Annotated in this window: 15 protein-coding genes; 11 read left to right on the plus strand and 4 right to left on the minus strand. The window is 60.0% G+C overall.

What is annotated here, in order from left to right; genetic code table 11:
- The first annotated feature begins 8 nt into the window (after positions 1–8).
- From GGI60_RS30840 to aspA, 5 genes are all read left to right on the plus strand, one after another.
- The gene (locus GGI60_RS30840) at positions 9–728 is read left to right on the plus strand and encodes a FadR/GntR family transcriptional regulator (protein WP_183920214.1); all 720 of its coding nucleotides are present in this window, start codon (positions 9–11) and stop codon (positions 726–728) included.
- Between the two features lie 52 nt (positions 729–780).
- On the plus strand, positions 781–1,482 hold the full coding sequence (locus GGI60_RS30845; RefSeq protein WP_183920216.1) for a FadR/GntR family transcriptional regulator: 702 nt from the start codon (positions 781–783) through the stop codon (positions 1,480–1,482).
- A gap of 191 nt (positions 1,483–1,673) precedes the next feature.
- A complete protein-coding gene (locus GGI60_RS30850) occupies positions 1,674–3,149 on the plus strand; it encodes an amino acid permease (RefSeq protein WP_183920218.1) in 1,476 nt (491 codons plus the stop codon).
- 69 nt (positions 3,150–3,218) lie between these two features.
- Complete coding sequence (locus GGI60_RS30855; RefSeq protein WP_183920220.1) at positions 3,219–4,313, plus strand: asparaginase; 1,095 nt, start codon at positions 3,219–3,221, stop codon at positions 4,311–4,313.
- A gap of 101 nt (positions 4,314–4,414) precedes the next feature.
- Positions 4,415–5,842 (plus strand): aspartate ammonia-lyase, encoded by a 1,428-nt coding sequence (gene aspA / locus GGI60_RS30860; RefSeq protein WP_183920223.1) that lies wholly within the window; start codon positions 4,415–4,417, stop codon positions 5,840–5,842.
- Positions 5,843–5,888: 46 nt separating this feature from the next.
- Here aspA and GGI60_RS30865 read toward each other — a convergent pair whose 3' ends face one another.
- Positions 5,889–6,818: a TauD/TfdA dioxygenase family protein gene (locus GGI60_RS30865; protein ID WP_183920225.1), complete on the minus strand. Its 930-nt coding sequence runs from the start codon at positions 6,816–6,818 to the stop codon at positions 5,889–5,891.
- 1,041 nt (positions 6,819–7,859) lie between these two features.
- Here GGI60_RS30865 and GGI60_RS30875 point away from each other — a divergent pair.
- From GGI60_RS30875 to GGI60_RS30885, 3 genes are all read left to right on the plus strand, one after another.
- A complete protein-coding gene (locus GGI60_RS30875; protein WP_183920226.1) occupies positions 7,860–8,945 on the plus strand; it encodes an AI-2E family transporter in 1,086 nt (361 codons plus the stop codon).
- Between the two features lie 649 nt (positions 8,946–9,594).
- The gene (locus GGI60_RS30880) at positions 9,595–10,029 is read left to right on the plus strand and encodes a hypothetical protein (RefSeq protein WP_183920228.1); all 435 of its coding nucleotides are present in this window, start codon (positions 9,595–9,597) and stop codon (positions 10,027–10,029) included.
- A 497-nt stretch (positions 10,030–10,526) separates the two neighbouring features.
- Complete coding sequence (locus GGI60_RS30885; RefSeq protein ID WP_246720541.1) at positions 10,527–12,443, plus strand: ABC transporter ATP-binding protein/permease; 1,917 nt, start codon at positions 10,527–10,529, stop codon at positions 12,441–12,443.
- Positions 12,444–12,614: 171 nt separating this feature from the next.
- Here the strand turns inward: GGI60_RS30885 and GGI60_RS30890 are convergent, their stop codons facing one another.
- From GGI60_RS30890 to GGI60_RS30900, 3 genes are all read right to left on the minus strand, one after another.
- A complete protein-coding gene (locus tag GGI60_RS30890; protein ID WP_183920230.1) occupies positions 12,615–13,631 on the minus strand; it encodes a sensor histidine kinase in 1,017 nt (338 codons plus the stop codon).
- 159 nt (positions 13,632–13,790) lie between these two features.
- Complete coding sequence (locus tag GGI60_RS30895; protein ID WP_183920232.1) at positions 13,791–13,991, minus strand: hypothetical protein; 201 nt, start codon at positions 13,989–13,991, stop codon at positions 13,791–13,793.
- Positions 13,992–14,178: 187 nt separating this feature from the next.
- Entirely contained in the window at positions 14,179–14,991 is an 813-nt protein-coding gene (locus tag GGI60_RS30900) for a helix-turn-helix transcriptional regulator (protein ID WP_183920234.1), read from the minus strand.
- Between the two features lie 95 nt (positions 14,992–15,086).
- On the opposite strand from GGI60_RS30900, the gene GGI60_RS30905 reads away from it, so the two are divergent.
- From GGI60_RS30905 to GGI60_RS30915, 3 genes are all read left to right on the plus strand, one after another.
- Positions 15,087–15,338: a DUF1127 domain-containing protein gene (locus tag GGI60_RS30905; protein WP_183920236.1), complete on the plus strand. Its 252-nt coding sequence runs from the start codon at positions 15,087–15,089 to the stop codon at positions 15,336–15,338.
- A gap of 48 nt (positions 15,339–15,386) precedes the next feature.
- The gene (locus GGI60_RS30910) at positions 15,387–16,121 is read left to right on the plus strand and encodes a class I SAM-dependent methyltransferase (RefSeq protein ID WP_183920237.1); all 735 of its coding nucleotides are present in this window, start codon (positions 15,387–15,389) and stop codon (positions 16,119–16,121) included.
- Positions 16,122–16,573: 452 nt separating this feature from the next.
- Entirely contained in the window at positions 16,574–18,544 is a 1,971-nt protein-coding gene (locus GGI60_RS30915; protein ID WP_183920239.1) for a methyl-accepting chemotaxis protein, read from the plus strand.
- Positions 18,545–19,274 lie beyond the last annotated feature (730 nt).

The raw sequence follows: 19,274 nt of genomic DNA on the forward strand, positions 1-19,274 counted from the left end.
GTCGCTCGATGCAGGATATGGATTCATGGCTGTCGGAGAAGAAAGAGATAAGCCGGAGAAACGCTGCCCAAGCGGTCTTCGAAGATGTCCGCACGGCTATTATCGATCGGAAACTGGCTCTCGGCACCCGTCTTCCCTCGGAGGTGCAGCTCGCCGAACGTTACGGCATCAGCCGGGCCATCGTGCGTGAGGCGCTTCGCTCGCTGCAGACGCTGGGGTTCACGCAAACCAGGACGGGGCGGGGCACTTTCGTCGCTTCGGAGAGCCCGGCGCGGCAGCTCGGCGGCGGCGCCTATTCCGCCCGCGATCTCATGGAGGCGCGCCCCTGCATCGAGATCCCGGCTGCCGGATGGGCGGCATTGCGGCGCTCGAACGCGCAGCTCGCATCGCTCTCATCCTTGTGCGACCGGATGGACGACGAGGAGGACGTCCAGACATGGGTGCGGATGGACGCGGAGTTTCATGGCGAAATCGCCGAAGCCTCGGGCAATGCGATTTTCCGGAAAGTCGTCGCCGACGTCCGCGGCGCGCTTTCGACGCAGTCGGAACTGGTGGAGCATGTTCGCGGCCGGCGCAAAGCCTCCAACGCCGAGCACCGTCGAATTCTGGAGGCTATCGCCGCAGGCAGCCAGCGGGATGCACGCGCCGCCATGGCGGAGCACCTGCTGGAGGTCAAGCGCTCCATCATCGGCATTGCCGGTGAAGAGAGAGCGCCGCTGACGATATGATTTCCAATGTCGCGCCCGGGTGTCCGGGTCGCTGCCGATCGAATGCAAAGCGATGAACGATCTAGAAAGCTGGCTTTCCGACTCCGCGATCCTCAGTCGAAAAAGCGCCTCGGAACTGGTCTTCGAGGAGCTGCGCAATCTCATTCTTTCCGGCCGTTTTGCCGCCGGTTCGAAGCTGCCGTCGGAAGCCAAGCTCGCGGTAAAATACGGTGTCAGCCGTCCGATCGTGCGGGAAGCGCTGCGCTCGCTGCAGATTTTGAGGCTAACGGAGACGCGGACCGGGAGCGGGACCTATGTGCTCGCCGCTGCAGGCGACGGAGATATCCGCTACGGCAATTATTCGGCGCGTGATCTGTTGGAGGCGCGCCCCTTCGTCGAGGTGTCCGCGGCCGGCTGGGCGGCGCTGCGCCGGAGCGATGATGAGTTGTCCCGGCTGCTGGGGCTTTGCGACCGGATGGAGCAGGAAGAAGATACCGAGGCCTGGGTGCGGCTGGATTCGGATTTTCACGGGCTGATTGCCGAGGCATCGAAGAATGCCCTCTTTCGCGACATCGTTGATGACGTCCGCGAGGCGATGGCGCAGCAATCCGGGCTGCTGACCGCCTTGGGGCCGAGGCGTCAGGAATCGAACGAAGAGCATCGCGCCATCGTCGAAGCCATCCGAAAAGGGGCGGAGGCTGATGCCCAGGCGGCGATGGAAATTCATCTGAAGAAGGTCGAGGCGGCGGTCAGCCGCATTATAGGCTCAATCTAATCCAGCCGCCAAGGCCTGCCTTGTCACAGGCCTTCGCTACGCATCCACAAATAGCAAAGAGAAAATCCTTGACTGCAGGGTAGTTTTTCCTTTATCGCGAAATCTGTCAGACCGCATAGCAGATTAACATCTTTGGCGTCTGCGCGGAGGGCGGCCGGGAGGTTGCCGAACCCACGCGATAGGGAGGAGAAATGACAGTGATGCAATCCAACAGAAGCGAGGCCAATAGCCAGGTCTTTGTCGAGGAGGACCTCGGTTATCAAAAGGCGCTGAAGCCGCGACAAATCCAGATGATTGCCATCGGCGGCGCCATCGGCACGGGGCTGTTTCTCGGCGCCGGCGGTCGGCTTGCTGCTGCCGGTCCGGCACTTGTGCTGGTCTATGCCTTGTGCGGCTTTTTCGCCTTCCTCGTTCTGAGAGCCCTCGGCGAACTGATTGTTCATCGTCCGACCTCGGGCTCGTTCGTATCCTATGCCCGCGAATTTTACGGCGAAAAGCTCGCCTTCGCAGTCGGCTGGATGTATTGGCTGACCTGGGCGATGACGGCGGTCGCCGACGTCACCGCGGTCGCCCTCTACATGAATTTCTTCAAGGCATATGTCCCTTGGATCGCCATGATCGACCAGTGGGTGTTCGCGTTCGCGGCGCTGGTCCTCGTCCTCTCGATGAACCTTCTGTCGGTGAAGGTCTTCGGCGAACTGGAATTTTGGTTCAGCCTCGTCAAGGTTCTCGCCCTCGTCGTCTTCCTGGTCGTCGGCGTCTACTTCGTCGTCACCGGCACGCCGATCGACGGCCATGTCCCGGGCGTGAACACGATCACCGATTTCGGCGGCATGTTCCCGAACAGCGTCCTGCCGGCCCTGGTGGTGATACAGGGCGTGGTTTTCGCCTATGCCTCGATCGAGCTGATCGGGACCGCCGCCGGTGAAACCGAAAATGCCCGCAAAGTCATGCCGCGGGCGATCCGCACGGTCGTGCTGCGCCTGGTGGTCTTCTATGTCGGCTCGGTCCTGCTGTTGTCCCTGCTGCTGCCTTACACGGCCTATAAGGGTGGCGAGAGCCCGTTCGTCACCTTCTTCGGCAAGATCGGCATTCAGGGCGCCGACGTCGTCATGAACCTCGTGGTGCTGACCGCCGTCCTGTCGTCGCTCAATGCCGGCCTCTATTCGACTGGCCGCATCCTGCATTCCATGGCGATATCAGGCTCGGCGCCGGCGGCGCTGGCGAAGATGAACCGATCAGGCGTGCCCTATGGGGGTATCGCGGTGACGGCTGTCGTGACCGCCTTCGGCGTCGTGCTGAACGCCGTCGTTCCGGCGGAAGCCTTCGAAATCGGCCTGAATGTCGCAGCCCTCGGCATCATTGCGGCATGGGGCGTGATCGTGCTGTGCCAGCTCAAGCTGTGGCAGCTGTCGCGGCAGGGCAAGCTGGCGCGGCCTGAATTTCGGATGTTCGGCGCGCCTTATACCGGTCTGCTGACGCTGGGCTTCCTTGCCGTCGTCGTGATCCTGATGGCCCTCGACTATCCCGTCGGAACCTACACGGTCGCCTCGCTGGCCCTGATTATTATTCCGGCACTGGTGGTCGGCTGGCTGCTGATGCGTCAACGCATCTACATGCTCGCCGCCGAACAAGGCGACGATCGCGGCGGTTTCGATCTCGCCTGACACTGATCGAGAATCCAAGCTTGCTCCGGCGGCGCAGGCCGCCGGGGTGCGGCATGAATGGAGAGAGACATGACCCCGAGTGAGGATTTCGTCGTCACCGATCGTGGCGGGATCGTCGAGAACAGCCATCGCGTCCACGCGGCTGTCGTCGATGCAAAGGGCAGGCTGCTCTACGCGCTGGGAAATCCGACGCGTATGACGCTTGCCCGGTCCGCGGCCAAGCCGGCCCAGGCGCTTGCCATACTGGAGACGGAGGGTTTCGAGCGTTTCGGCTTCGATGATGCGGATATTGCGCTGATGTGCGCGTCCCACAGTAGCGAAGAGCGGCATATCGCGCGCACGCGGACCATGCTGTCGAAGATCAAGGCCGAGGAGGCCGACCTTCGCTGCGGCGGTCATCCTTCCCTGTCCGAAATGGTGAACCGCTCCTGGATCAGGCAGGACTTTGTCCCGACGGCCGTTTGCAGCAATTGTTCGGGCAAGCACGTCGGCATGCTTGCCGGCGCTCGGGCGATCGGAGCAGGCATGGAAGGCTACCACCTGCCGGATCATCCGATGCAGCGGAGGGTCAAGCGCACCGTCGCCGAACTCTGCGATCTCGATGTCCGGGATGTCGAATGGGGCATCGACGGATGCAATCTCCCGACCCCCGCCTTTCCCCTGGATCGCCTGGCCCGCATCTATGCCAAGCTTGCCGCGGCAGCTGATGGGAGTAGTGCGGGCGAGGGGCCATCGATGCGAGGGCCGGCACTGGCCCGCATCTTCCATGCAATGGCCGGCCACCCTGACATGGTCGCGGGCGAGGGGCGCTACTGCACGCTGTTGATGTGCGCATTCGACGGCGCCCTCATCGGCAAGCTCGGCGCCGACGCGAGCTACGCGATCGGCGTGCGGGCCTCGGATGCAACCCGGCGATTAGGGACGGACAGTGGGCTCGGCATCTCGGTGAAGATCGAGGACGGCAACCTTGAAATCCTGTACGCCGTCGTGACGGAGCTCCTCGAGCGGCTCGGCATCGGCTCGCCTGATATCCGCAGCCAGCTCGCGCCGTTCCATCATCCCCAGCGCGTGAACACGATGGGTGTCACAACAGGCGGCGTATCTTTCCCATTCAAGCTGCGCGGATCGAAGCCGGACGGGGACGATCCTCATCCTGCCGCCTGACCCGATGACGCCTGCGGACGCGGCTATTCTGCCGCGTCACCAGCCATTCTTGTCTTCAGCCTGTCGCCGCAATGCGTGCGCCCCTCTCGAAAGTTCCCGCCATGACGACATCCGATATGACTGCTATCCGCGTCGAACACGACCTGATCGGCGATCGCGACGTGCCGGCCTCGGCCTATTACGGCGTGCATACGCTGCGCGCGGTCGAGAATTTTCCGATAACCGGTCAGACCCTGAAGGAATCGGCCGATCTGATCGCATCCCTGGCGGCGATCAAGCAAGCGGCGGCTCAGGCCAATCTGAGCCTCGGCCTTCTGGATCAGGAGCGGGCCGCCGCCATCATTGCGGCCTGCATCGAAATCCGCGACGGCGCGCTGCACGACCAGTTTGTCGTCGATCTGATCCAGGGCGGGGCGGGAACCTCGACCAACATGAACGCCAATGAGGTGATTGCCAACAGGGCGCTGGAAATCCTGGGCCATCGCCGCGGCGAGTACCAGCACCTGCATCCGAACGAGCACGTCAATCTCTCGCAATCCACCAACGACGTCTATCCGACGGCGCTGAAGCTTGCCGCATGGATCGGCGTTCACCGTCTCGTCGAGGCCATGGCGATCCTGCGCCGGGCCTTCGAGGCCAAGGCGGTCGAGTTCGCCGACGTCCTCAAGATGGGCCGCACCCAGTTGCAGGACGCCGTGCCGATGACGCTCGGCCAGGAATTCGGAACCTACGCGCTGATGCTGGCGGAGGACGAGGCGCGGCTCTCCGAAGCGGTCTTACTGATCCGCGAGATCAATCTCGGCGCGACGGCGATCGGCACCGGCATCACCGCCCATCCTCGCTATGCGGCGCTGGTGCGCGAGCGCCTGTCCGATATTGTCGGCGTCGATCTGGTGACGTCACCTGACCTGGTGGAGGCGACGCAGGATTGCGGTTCCTTCGTGCAGCTTTCGGGCGTTCTCAAGCGCGTGGCGGTCAAGCTTTCCAAAACCTGCAACGACCTGCGGCTGCTGTCCTCGGGGCCGAGGGCCGGCTTCAACGAGATCAATCTGCCGGCACGCCAGGCCGGCTCCTCGATCATGCCCGGCAAGGTCAACCCGGTTATCCCGGAGGTCGTCAACCAGGTCGCCTTCGAAGTGATCGGCAATGATGTGACGATCACCATGGCGGCGGAGGCCGGCCAGCTGCAGCTCAACGCCTTCGAGCCGGTGATCTTCTACAGCCTCTACCGCAGCCTGAGCCATCTGACCAATGCCTGCCTGACGCTCGAGGCGAATTGCATTCGAGGCATTACCGCCAACCGCGAAAGGCTGCGGCAGATGGTCGAGCAATCGATCGGCATCGTGACAGCGCTCAACCCCTATATCGGCTACCGCAACGCCACAGAGGTTGCGTTGGAAGCGCATCATTCGGGACGGGGGGTCTACGAAATCCTTCTCGAGCGCGGGCTGATGCAGAAGGAGCATCTCGATGCGGTGCTGCGCCCGGAAACGCTGACCCGGCCGAGCGAGAAGCTTTCCTTCTCGTAAGGCATGCGGCTCACACTGCTTCCGGGCGACACTCAGATGTGTGCGATCACGCCGCTTTTGCTTGCGGCTTGGCAGCCTTGACGTGGGTTATGCTGCGGCGGCCGTCGATGCTGACTGGGACGTCGCCGTCAACCGTGGCGCGGCGCACGACCCGGTGCTGGTCGCCATAGTCGTTGACGGCATAGTGCTGTGTCGCACGATTATCCCAGATCGCGACATCTCCGGTTCTCCAGCGCCAGCGCACGGTGTTTTCCGGGGCCGTGACGTAAGACTGGAACACTTCGTAGAGTTTGGCGGAGTCACTCTTCGAAACGCCGACCAGGCGCTGAACGAAGTTGCCGAGCAACAGCGACCTTTCGCCCGTTTCCGGATGGACACGCACGACCGGATGCTCGGTCTCGTAGATGGTCGAGGTGAAAACGTCCTGGAAATGCTTCTTCTCTTCGGCGGTGGCGCGGGGGCGCACGGCAGCATAGTCGTAGGCATTGCTGTGAATGGCCCATAAATGATCGGCCAGCAATTTGAGCGGCGCCGGCAGGCTTTCATAGGCGGCGTGGGTGTTGGACCAGATCGTGTCGCCGCCGGATGCCGGAATGACGACGCCGCGAAGCACGGAGAATTTTGGATAGGCATCGACGAAGGTGACGTCGGTGTGCCACTGGTCCGCTCGGCCACCGCCGCGGCTGGAATCGAGATTGAGAATCGAAGCCGTGCCGGCGACCGGTCCCTGGGTCGGATGCGGCACGAGATCGCCGAGGCGGCGTGCGAAAGCTTCCTGTTCGGAATCGCCAAGATGCCCCTGATCGCGGAAGAAGATGACCTTGTGCTTCAGGAGAAGCTGGTTGATGGCCGCCACCGCTGCGTCCGAAAGCTCTCCGCCGAGGCGGACGCCTTTGATCTCGGCGCCAACACGGCCGGTCAGCGGGACGATATCGGACTCGGGAATGATCTGATTGACGAGAACCGGATTGCTCATGGAAATCTCCTGTTTGATTTGGGAAGAAGTCGGCAGGTCACATGCGCCTAAGGATGCATCCATTGGGCGTTCGAAATCTCAGCGCTGAAGTCGACAGGGCTATGGAACCGCATAATCTACAAAATCTGTAGACAACAATTTCTAATTTTGCCTGTTTTCGTGAAACAGCCGCTTCGATTTCCTCGCCAGGCGCGAGGCTGGCGTGCGCGCTCCACATACGATCAGAGGTGCTGTATCAGGAATTTGCGATCGAAGGGACGGACTGTCTCGCTTACGGCCACGCCTATGAGGGCGGGTGGTTGATCAGTTGCGATGACATCTCGATTTTCACGGCCATCAAGAAGAACTTCAACGATCAGAACAGTCGCTTTGATGCGGTTTTGGCAAACATGCCGCACAGTCCGTGTCCGATGCCACTGTCCACCCGGGCACGACCGCCAATCGTCACATCGCTGCTCTTCCGGCGGGAAGGTGATGGGGCGGGTGTTCTGAGGGCATCGGCGAGGTTGACGGTGCGGTCTCGGACACGATCACAGGTACCAACGTGCCCGCCGCCGGCGTCGACGCCGCATCAATGTCGATCGGCGTCCAATTTTTCGACGCCGATTACCCCGCCAAGGGGATCAATTTGCACGTGGGAACACACGCATCAACTCGGCAAACCCCATTGCGCGTTAATGGAAGAGCTGTCTGACATGGATGCCAGCCGCGCGGGCAATCTCGGAGAGCACCGCGCCCAGTTCGACGCACGCGGCAACCAGCGCTCGTGCGTTGGCGCCACCCTCAGCGGGGTCTCGGTTCCGCGGAGTTTATCCCGCTCGCAGAGGAAACGAGCTTGATCGTGACTCTCGGGGAACGGGTCTTACGCCAGCATGCAGGGTGCCGCAAGCTGCGGGGGAATGTAAGAGTGGCCGTAACCTGTCTCTAGACAGCGTCGCCCAGGTTTAGGTGGACAGGATCGTTGGCTGCGACGCATGAGCCACTGGCTGCACATCGCGTCACTCGTGATAATCTAGCCTAAAGCAATAGGAAAGATTGGACATGATACCCCTCGGCAAGCCGATCGAACAAATTCTAGGGGTCGGCGCCCTACTACTCCTTGCGATCGGCTGCGCTCTCGTGCTTCAGCCCTTCCTCTCAGCTATCCTGTGGGCGGCGGTGATCTGTTTCTCAACATGGCCGGTTTACAGGAGGTGCGAGCGGGCAGTCGGTGGCAACAAAAGCGTGGCCGCCGCCGTGATGACGTTGCTGGTCGCCCTTATTTTGGTCGCACCATTCGCCGTGGTGGTGCCGACGTTGACGGACAGCGTGGGGAACCTGCTCCCGGCTGTGAACCAGGTTCTCGAGCAAGGTCCGCCGACGCCGCCGCGCTGGGTCGCAGGACTGCCGGTAATCGGCGAGAACCTGGCTGCCTACTGGGAGAGCTTGGCCCATAATGCGCCCGCGTTCACCGTTGAACTCAAGAAGCTAATCGGCCCGGCCACAGACCTAGCAGTAGCCAGCGGGGCGGTGCTCGGCGCCGGACTCCTCGAACTCGGGCTGAGCGTATTCATCGCCTTTTTCTTCTTCCTTCACGGCCGGCGGATGGCAGCCCACGTGCGCGCAGTCGGCGAAAGATTCGCCGGGCCCCGGGCCCGAGAGCTGCTTATGGTCGTGGGCGCAACTGTCAAGGGCGTTATTTATGGCTTGATAGGCACGGCACTCGCCCAGTCCCTCTTAGCCGGCATTGGTTTTTGGATCGCCGGTGTACCTCAGGCGCTGCTGCTTGGTTTCCTCACCTTCATCCTGTCGTTTCTGCCGGCAGGCCCCCCGCTTGTATGGGGCTCCGTGGTGCTATGGCTTCTTGCTCAGGGAGCCGTTTGGAGAAGCATCTTCGTCGCAGCGTGGGGCTTACTTCTCGTCAGCAGCATCGACAATGTCATCAGACCCTACATCCTCGGCAAGACCAACAACTTGCCGGTGTTGCTCGGCCTCTTCGGACTCCTTGGCGGTGTCATCGCCTTTGGATTTATCGGGATCTTTCTTGGGCCAACGCTGCTGGCGGCCGCCTACAGCCTCTTCCGCGAGTGGACCATGGCCGAAGTCGAGGAACGCAGTAACCCCACCCCGCCTTCCGACTCCGACTGATCGATCCCAAGTTTGTTGCTGAGGCCGAACATCGAGCCTGGACACATGACGAGAAGCTGCGGTACGTGACCAAATCCTTCAGAGTTTCGATCGTCGATGCAGAGAAGAGCGTACGGCTTTACGGCGCGGTGTAGGCTCACCCAATCGAGCTCGCCTGAAGTGATTAGGAATGAAACGTTGCGCTAAGGCAGCGAGGCGCGCATAACACCCTATCGAAGCCAACCTCCACGGGCTGCTTCGCCTGGAAGTGACCCAGCTTTCGCCCCAACCTGAAAGGACGAACCATGTTTGGCGTCCGAACCGGCCATAAAAAATCGTTGGGACTGTCCACCATCGAAGGAAACTTCGACGGCTCCGTCGCCAAGCGCGATCACGGTCACCATACTCTTTCGTGCCTTCGCTTCGCTATGTACGGCAAAGGAATCGGAAGCGACAGAGATCTCCTCAAAATAGCACGAGCCAACTGGCCCTCAACCGTAGGCTTGTTGTGAAACACTGAGTTTCGACGGTGGTCGAAAGCAGCGTGGGCTCTGAGTATGGCTCACGCTGTAGTACCTATTAAACGAGTTGCTCTTCCTCTCGACCAATTTTTGGCCCAGTGCTCGACTTAAAGACCAGTACGTCTTGAGAAGATTGAGGCACGACGATCTTGCGCCTCATCGCCGATTTCCGCAGGTCAAATTCCTTATCGCTCGTCTATGGAAAGTCGATCACAGATCAGGTGACAACGGGAAACGTGGAAGCAGAACACCCGTTACGGCGAAACGGTGCATTGGTGCAGACGTCCGGGTCTCGACCTCTTCCGATCCTGCCTTCCATTCCGTCGCCTTGGTTCATCCTGCCACTCTATGAGGCCCGCATGCCCCCAGTAAGGTACCACTTAAGAGATCTGACATTCGCGAAGAAAACGGCTGCGAGAGCCCACGATCGCCTGTCGAGACAGGAAATGATCGGAAAGCGATCTCGCAACATCGGCAAGTCGGTGTACTTGGACAATGAGCTGCTGATGCGGCTCTACGATCGCAACCGCCGTATAATCGAACGTGTGAAGCGGATCGAGGCCGCGCTGGACGCCAAGTCATAATGATGAGGGAAGTATGACAAACGGAGGCGGAGATTGACCATGGAGTCTATGTTGGAGTCTCAGAACGCAGCGGAGCTGAGGTGAGGCGCATCGCCAATGGCCGGATGAGCTCAAGGCGCGGACCGTTTCAGAGAGTCTGCGGCGGGCGTGACGGTAAACGAAGTGGCGGAACGCCATGGCTTGAAGGCGAACCACCTGTCGTCCCGACGAACACTGGCGCGGCATTGCAAGCTGGTCTTGCCTGGAAAGACGCAGCCGAATTCGCTGCCATGGTTGTCGAGGCACCGGTGCCGATCAGAACGCCGGAGCCGCCAACTGCTAAGATTCTCCCGCGCCGAGTTTGTGGCGGGTCCGGTCACCATCCGTCCGGAGGAAGGTGCATCTGCCGCCGGATCGCAGCCATGCAGCGATTGCCTCTCGCCTCAGCTGTGTTGAGTTGACAACCCCGACCCATGCTCCAAAACTCTGCTCTTACCGGTATGGAGAGTGTAGCCGCCATGCGAAGTCGTGATTGGCAGATAGGCGCATTTGTCGAGCGGATGCTCACCCGCAAAGCACGGAGTCATACAAGTCCTGTTTCCGCGATGTGCAGCTTCTGGGGCCTAATGCGCGCCTACTGGCTTTCCGAAAGCTGGCGCGAGGCCTGGGGGCTGACATCCGCCATTCTTGTCCTCACGGCATTGTCCGCCCAGGCCAGCGTCTGGTTCGCTATCACCTCGGGCGAGTTGATCAATCGGATCGCCTACTTCCACCATCCATCCACGCCCACGACGCCCATGGAACTGTTGAAAACAGCGGCAACGCTTGCCACGATCGCGATCATGAGGGACGTGTGTTTCACCGCTGTCCGCCATTTCTTCTCGACCACGCTTCACCGCAAATGGCGCGCGTGGCTCGACCGACGCTTTAACGAAGCCCTGCTCGACAGCAATCATACGCATTTCCATCTTCTGCAAATGGGCTCCGATGCGTCCGGGTCCGCTGTCCCGGCGCCGGACAATATCGATCAGCGCGTCCAGGAGTCTATCAAAGGCTTGACTGGCGGTGCTATCGGGCTGGCGATGGGCATTGCGGGAGTCGTGCTGTCCCTTGGCTTCGTCGGCAGTAAACTTGTTGAGATGTCGAGCGAAGTCGGGGGGCTTGAGTTCCTCGGCAGCTATGGAAGCGCCTGTTTGGCCTTCATGGCGGTCGCGATTTATGTACCGCTCAACACCGTTATTGCCGCCAAGCTCGGCGGCGTTCTCCAGCGCCTGTCGGTACGCATGCAATGGGCGGAGGGAAGCTACCGCACGGAACTGAACGCTCTCCTGCACCGCAGCTTCCATGTTGCCGTCCTCCATGGAGAAAGAGCCCAGAACGTCGTCAACAAGCGCCGGTATCTCGACATCGATCAAACTTGGGCCAGCCTAAATCGGGTGACTGCCGGCTACATGGGGTTCGAACTGGTCCATAATTTCATTGGCTCGCGGATTGTCGCCTATGCACCCGGCCTGCTCCCCTACATGGACAACAAGGTCAGCCTGCAGCACTACGTAACCGGTGCCGAACTGGCGACTGCCCTGATCAACGAATGCTCGTGGTTCATACACGTCATGCCCGATATTGCGACGTTGAAGGCTAACGCCCGGCGAATGACCGATCTCGCGAACGCGATCGAAACCGTTCAGCGACCCGAGGAGTTTTATGCCCAAACAGGCCTTTACGAATTCCAATATACCGAGCAGGACCCGGCGCTCGGCCTGACTCTCCAGCAAATTGGCCTGCATCATGCGGGCACCGAGCTCCCATTTCTGATCGCCGACAGACTTCAGTTCCTGCCCCGCGAATGGACCTTGGTCGTCGGCGAGTCAGGGAGCGGGAAGACCTCGCTTATAAAGGCGATAAACGGTCTTTGGGCGCACGGCCGCGGTACTGTCGCAACGCCAAGACACGCCCGAATCCTGTATGCCGCCCAGGACGTCAAGCTTCAGGCCGTGTCCTTGAAGGAGCTCGCTTGCCTTCCAGACCCGGCGAGCGATTATCAGGAGACGCACGTCGCGGTGGCGTTGCACGAGGCGGGACTCGGCGAATTCATCGATGAGCTCCCCAACGAAGGCCGCAACGGCCAGAGCTGGGATCAGCTGCTGTCGGGAGGCCAAAAGCAGAAGCTCGTTCTTGCCAGGATCCTTTTATTACGGCCTGGCCTCATCTTTCTCGACGAGGCCACGAGCGCCCTTGACACTCAAGCAGTTCATGCATTTCACCAGGCGATCATGGATCATTGTCCGGAGGTGACTGTGATCGCCATCATGCATGACGTTTCACCCATCCGATCAGGAAGCGGCGTTGATTTCTTCGACAGCGTGCTCACCATCGAAAAAGGCGTGGCAAAGAAAATGCCCATTTCTGCCTGGCGTCAGGCGGCCGCGGGGTAACGGCGGCCAGACCAAATAACCCAATCCGCTTGTCGCTCTGCTCGATTGATCCGACTGTGCGGAGCAACCCGGGACCTCTTCATCATTCGGGTGTTTCTTCACGTTGGATCGGGACCATCGGCATTCCGGCGGCTTCTGCTTGGTCCAGGGCCTCCCAGCTTTGCAATCAAATTATTCCTCCGCGTCGGAATAGTTCTTGTATTGCAGCTTCTGAAGCGATGCATCCAGCCTGAGGATGAGCCCGGTCGGTGCGAAATCAAGAGATACCTCTCCGAAAGCGGACAAGCTGGAGCTAACGAGCCGAGTGCCAAACCCCTTCTTGTACGGAGGTTCCACCACCGGACCTCCAACCTCTTGCCAAATGAAGCTCAGGCGCTTGTCGCCGGCCTCGTCGCGCACGGACCATTCGATTTCGACAGACCCTGGATCGACCGACAGCGAACCATACTTATTGGCGTTGGTAACGAGTTCGTGAAGCACGAGGGAGAAACAAAGGGCGGCCTGCGGGCCCAATTCAACTGCAGGACCGCTTGCTTTGAAACGTCCCGACGTCTCAAGTCCAAGATTAATCGCGGTCGCCTCGACAATCGTCGCCATGGTAGTGCCCAGCCAATTCTGCTGCAGCAAAATGTCGTGTGCTTTCGAATAGGCATTGATCCGGGCCGAGATCGCCTGTTCTGCATCTTCTATAGAGCTGGCGTTTCGGAAGGATTGACTGGTAATAGCCTGAATGACGGCCAGCGTATTCTTGATGCGGTGAGAGAGTTCGTGCATGAGAACCCGCTGTCGCTCCTCATTTTCTCTCTGCTCGGTCTGGTCCCTGAGGATCTTTACGAAGCCCTCGACTTTGCCATCGTCGGACGTCAATGCCATCATCTGGCCCGAGGCCCAGAACAACGAGCCGTCTTTGCGAACGTGCCAGCGCTCATCGTTGCCATGGCCTTCCGCTAAAGCGGCGGTCATCTCCCGTTGGAGAATTCCCGCCTGCAGGTCTTCCTGGGTGAATATTACGGCTGCGGCCTTGCCGATCATCTCAGCCTCGTCCCATCCAAAGATTCGTCGCGCGCCCTCATTCCACGTAGTCACCAGGCCATCGAGATCCGTGGAGATGATCGCATACTCGATCGCGCTCTGCAGGATTGCTTCGAGAAAGCGCTCTCGGGAATTGGCAAACAGTTTCATGATCATGTGATGGGCCTGATCCTTTCAGGGCCTGCAAGGCTGAAAGGCCTCATCTTGAGTTATACCGGACGCCGTTGCTTTGGCAAAGAGTCGCAGCCACGACACGCCGTCCAGCAAGTCTCGGAGGAGGCTTAAGCCAGGCAGCAACGCCGATGACCCGGCCCTTTATGCCGCCGCGCCGGAACCCAGAACCGACATGGAATTGCCCTTTACGGCTGTCGGATCGATCTGAAACGCGCTGCAGAATGAACTGCTTCCAGCAAGGATCACAAGGTCCTTGTCGAGCACCAACAGAGGGGTGTCGGATGACTTGATCAGGGCGAGTGCAAAATCGAATTGCTCTGAAGTTGATGCGGTAACGGCCATATCAGCACTTTGTGGGCTTCGAGGCTTTCGGAGCGAACGCTGTACGCGCAGACAATTCTGCGCGTCGTACGGACCTGATTGTGATCCACAACTCCTAATTGATTATAACATATGTTGACTATTAGATGTAGCTTATCCCATCCCCCAGCTTGCGCCCCGCCAAGGCGCACGTAGCCAACCGGGCTGATCAAGAGCAAGTCTCCCTTGCTTCCAGCTGGAAATATTGCCCTGGGGAGACACCGAAGGCCGTCCTGAACACCGCAATGAAGGCGCTGGGGCTCGAGTAGCCGAGCGAGAAGGCGATATCGCCGACGCTTCGGCCGACGGCGAGCCACTCCACTGCTTTGAGGAGTTTCGCCTGCTGACGCCAGGCGCGGAAACTCATGCCTGTCTCAAATTGGAAATGGCGCTGGAAGCTGCGGGGGGACATGGCCGCACGTGACGCAAGTTCATCGAGCGGCCAATCGGCACCCGGTTCATTCCGGATGTCTGAAGCGATGCTCCGGAGGCGTTCGGATCCCGGCGAGGGAAGGGACAGCGGCGCGGCTGGGCTCGTCTCAAGCTGGTCGAGAATGACCGCGACAAGGCGTTCGGCACGGGCACTGCCGGCGTCCGCACGCGGTATCTCCAGGAACGCCAGGATCAGTTCGCGGAGGAGCGGTGTCGTACCGATCACGGAGACCCGGGAGGGCAGGTTCACGACCCCGTCGGGGCGAAAGAAAAGGTAGCTGCGCTCCGTCTCCTGCAGGTATGTCACTTCATGGAGGACGCCGGACGGCACGAATACGGCGCGTTCAGGCGGAACGATGAAGTAGCCCCGCTCGGTCTCCAGCCTTAGCGAACCACGCACGATCTGGAAAAGCTGCGCGCGGTGGTGCACGTGGAAGGAGTAGGTTCGCCCGGCTGGCTCTGCTCCACCCTGAGCGACAGCGGTGTGCGGATAATCTCCAAATTCGTCTTCCGGCAGATAGACGTTAGTGACGTTGTCGCGGGCAATCATGGCGTCTCACAGACATAATTTGACAGACTGCCGATAACACGTCGGATGGCATTTCACTAGATTGATATCACCGCAGAACAACTTGGACGTAAGTTATGACATTCGAGCTCCGACAAACTGAAATTTCGGATCGCTTTGCTCCAAGCTTGCTGACGAAGCTGGCAGCTTTGCGGTTTGGAGCGCCCGTCGTCCTTGGCTGGTGGCAACGGCGCGAAACGGAACAGGCCCTACAGTGGCTATCGGACCGTGATCTGGCAGACATAGGCGTCGCGCGCCATGAGATCCGCGAGGTGGCGCGGTCGCAAGCGCCAATTGATGCGATGTCCGCGAAGCGGCGGGCAAGGTGATGGCGATACCGGTCCTCAAGCAACCGCATTATAAGAGAGGTAAGCAAGATGCACGACGACGGGCTTTTTGACGAAGAGGTTGCAGCAACCTACGACGACGATGGCGGCATCTCAGCTCCGGAACTAGTTGATCCGGCGGTCGATATCCTCGCCGAGTTCGCAGGAGGCGGGCGCGTCCTGGAGTTCGCGATCGGCACTGGCCGCCTGGCGCTTCCTCTCGCGCGGAGAGGGGTACAGGTGGAAGGCATCGAGCTTTCGAGAGCGATGGTGTCTCGCCTTCGCGCCAAAGAGGGCGGCGCGGAAATTGCGGTGGTGATCGGCGACATGGCCACCACCCGTGTCGAGCGGCGCTTTTCCCTCGTTTATCTGGTTTTCAACACGATCAACAACCTGACGTCGCAGGAAGCCCAGGTCGCTTGCTTTAGAAATGCGGCCGCGCATCTGGAAACTGGTGGGCACTTCCTGATCGAGGTTGGCGTACCGCCGCTTCAGCGACTTCCGCTCGGCGAGACGCTCCTGGCGTTCGACCGCACCGAGACGCATTGGGGCGTCGACGAATACGACGTGGTAAACCAGAACTTCTCGTCACATCACATCTGGTTCCGGGATGGAAACTATGGACATTTCTCGGTCCCGTTTCGATATGCTTGGCCAGCGGAATTCGATCTTATGGCGCGGCTGGCCGGCTTGAAACTCAACGATCGATGGGGCGGATGGAAAAAGGAGCCGTTCACAAAAGTCAGCGATCGACATGTCTCCGTTTGGCAGAAGATCGCAGATTAGGCGAGTGACATGTGCGGCGGAAGGCAACGGCGACCGAGACTTCCACCACGGACCCGCGCTGACAGTGCCACACAACGGTCGCTATGTCATTGTCGCCAATGGTAGGGATATTTGGCAGCGAACTGCCCATGGGGCATGCTGTGGAGATGGTTGTTCTGTCTTCCCGGCGTAGGGCACGCGGCGCTCCCGAGGGGGTCTGCCGAACGTATGGCAAAGTCGCCGGCAAGCGCGGGAGGCGGCGTCGTGTCGAAGTGCGCACTGTCCTTGGATTGCGCCGATAGCCTCAACGGAAACTTAAGCACTCTGTCATAATTCTAATCAATCACCTCGTCGCGGAGTGTGTGTAGCAATGTTTGAGATCCGCATGCATATGCCGCTGGAACACGATTGTCCAGCTTGTTGACCGATTGCGTCGACCGGAGCCTGGCGGCCCGTGCGACGGGAGTGAGACGATGCCATCCAAATTTTTCACCCGCATCAGTGCTAAACTGACCGCCATGTCAGCGGTTGGCATCTTCATGGTTTTCACCTTGCTAGCGGCGGTCTGGATTGGCGGCGCTTCGGTGGGAAGAAGCTCCGAATTCGGTCGAATGCAGCTGGTGATTTCCCGGGATCTGGTGGACGCGAAAGCATCGCTGCGCGGCATGGTGATGGGAATGTTGGAATTGCGCCTCGCGGAGACTTCGACCGACGTAACGAAAGCGCGCGACTATGTGGCCAAACGGCATGAATCGGTGACAAAATACCTGGCAAGCGCAAGCGCTCATGTGACACTTCAGTCCAACAAAGACCGGATAGCAAAAGTTGCCGAGCTGACGGGCCAGTGGATGACCGAATACGAAGTTCTTTCACGCAGAATCGACGTTAGATTAGGCAACGCTGCCAATGGTGTCGAAGCCTCTGCTGAGGAAAAAGCTGCACAAGGCAAGCTCCTGGATATTGCCGACCAAATTGGCGCGCTGCTCGATGAGTGCGTGAATGCGACGAAAAGCAAAGCGGACGAAGCGGGAGTGCAGATGGCGTCGGCATCGGCCCTGGCTCTGCAACTCAGCCTTGGAATGGGGTTTCTCGTTGTAGCGACGCTCGTCGCTTCGGCGATTTTCGGTTCAAAGGCGATCGCTCGCCCAATCGGCCAGTTGACAGCGAGCATGAGACAGCTTGCCGACGGTAACCTCGAAACCGCAGTGCCGTGCGCAAGTCGGACCGACGAGATCGGCGAAATGGCGGCCGCTGTGAACGTGTTTAAGCAAAACGGCATTCGGATGCACCACCTCAATGCCCAGGAACGTGCCCTGCACGAAAAGAGCGCGGATCTGTCGTCAAATATTTCGACCGTCGTCGCTGCGGCTGTTGCCGGAGACTTTACCCGGCGAATTGAGAAAACCTATGACAATCCTGATCTCGATCGTTTCGCGGGAAGCGTCAACGAGCTCGTAACCTCCGTGCACAGCGGCGTTAGTGAGGTGCAGCGTGTCATCGCGGCATTGGCGCATGGTGACCTCACCGATGAGATGCGAGGCGCATTCCAAGGTTCATTCGGAGAACTCAAGCGCGATGTGAATGCAACGATGGACGGTTTGAGAACCGTGATGGCAGAAGTCCGCGCGGCGATCGACGCGATCAACTCCGGCACTGGCGAGCTCAGCAATGCGTCCGGCGACCTGTCCAAACGTACCGAACAGCAGGCGGCCGCATTGGAGGAAACCGCCGCAAGTCTGGAGGAGATCACATCGGCGGTGAAGAGTTCCACAGACCGCGCGGCCGAAGCCAGTCACATGGTTGACGAGGCGCGCAGAAGCACGGATCAATCGAGCGCGGTGGTCACCGATGCCGTGGCGGCCATGGGACGTATCGAAAGGGCCTCTGGCGAGATCAGCCAGATCATCAATGTCATCGACGAGATTGCGTTTCAAACGAACCTGCTTGCGCTGAACGCCGGCGTCGAGGCAGCGCGCGCCGGGGAGGCCGGCAAGGGGTTTGCGGTCGTCGCCCAGGAGGTCCGCGAGCTTGCGCAGCGTTCCGCCCGCGCCGCTAAGGACATCAAGGATCTGATTACCCGTTCTGGCAGCGAAGTGCAGACTGGTGTGAGACTTGTGACCGCCACCGGCGAAGCACTGAACCTGATCCAAGGTCAGGTTTCCAAGATAAACGAACACGTTCAGTCGATCGCCACTGCGGCAAGAGAACAAACGACTGGTCTCTCAGAAGTCAATACGGCCATCAATCAGATGGATCAGGTCACGCAGCAAAACGCGGCCATGGTGGAGGAGGCCACCGCAAGCACTAACCGGTTGGCAGACGAAGTCGTTTCTCTATCCCGGTTGATTTCACGATTTAAGGTGCAAGCCGGCGGGCGGCCTGCGATTTCGTTTGCAGGACCGACCAGCCATACCGCTCCGGCCTCGCCAGCGCGCGCTGCGTAAAGGCACTGGCAAATCGGTAAGCGCCTAAGCAGTCTACGCCGTGAGAAGTCGAAGACCATTCAGTAGGCGCTGGTTGCTCCCGGTCATCCGTGACCACTACAAATGAACTGGCCAAGGCTGTAGGTCACGGAGACGAACTGGAGGACGCCGGCAGCGAGCGAGGTTTCGTTCCGGGTTCGATATTTGCCGACGGCTGGCGGGCTCGCCATCTCGACTGTCGGATTGCGAATTGATCGACCCGCTGCCGAGCGGCTTTCTCGACGACTACCAGATCAATAGGTTCCCGCCCGTGGACGCGCCTGCACGCTAAGCGCCCGACGGTCCAGGGTCGTCCGGTTCCTCCGGCGGTTTTCCGCTGCACACAGGTCCGCCTTCTGGTCAGTTTCAAATAGCATCGGGACATTCCAAAACCTTCAAAGGGGAAGCCGTTGTTTTTCTGGCATGTCGCACTTGGAAATAGAATGTACCCCGCTACAGTACGTGTCAAAGCTGGTTAGAGGTGCGGCGCCGCCAGCCAGTTAGAAACGCGACACTGGCACTGGCGCTCAGCCCCCGACCGAACCGGCTGGGCCGGGTTGCAAGGGTAGGGAGGGGGCGGGTGAGAGGCGCCCTTCGGCTTTAGCTTTGAGACTATACCGACACCATTCATTCCGCAGCCTCCATCCGCGCCAGCGCCTTCTGCCGTTTGGCAATGACTTCCGGATCGTTCATGAAGTCCGTCCGCCGGCCG

Origin of the sequence: Rhizobium lentis (assembly GCF_014200175.1) — a bacterium.
GTDB classification, from domain to species: Bacteria; Pseudomonadota; Alphaproteobacteria; order Rhizobiales; family Rhizobiaceae; genus Rhizobium; species Rhizobium mulingense.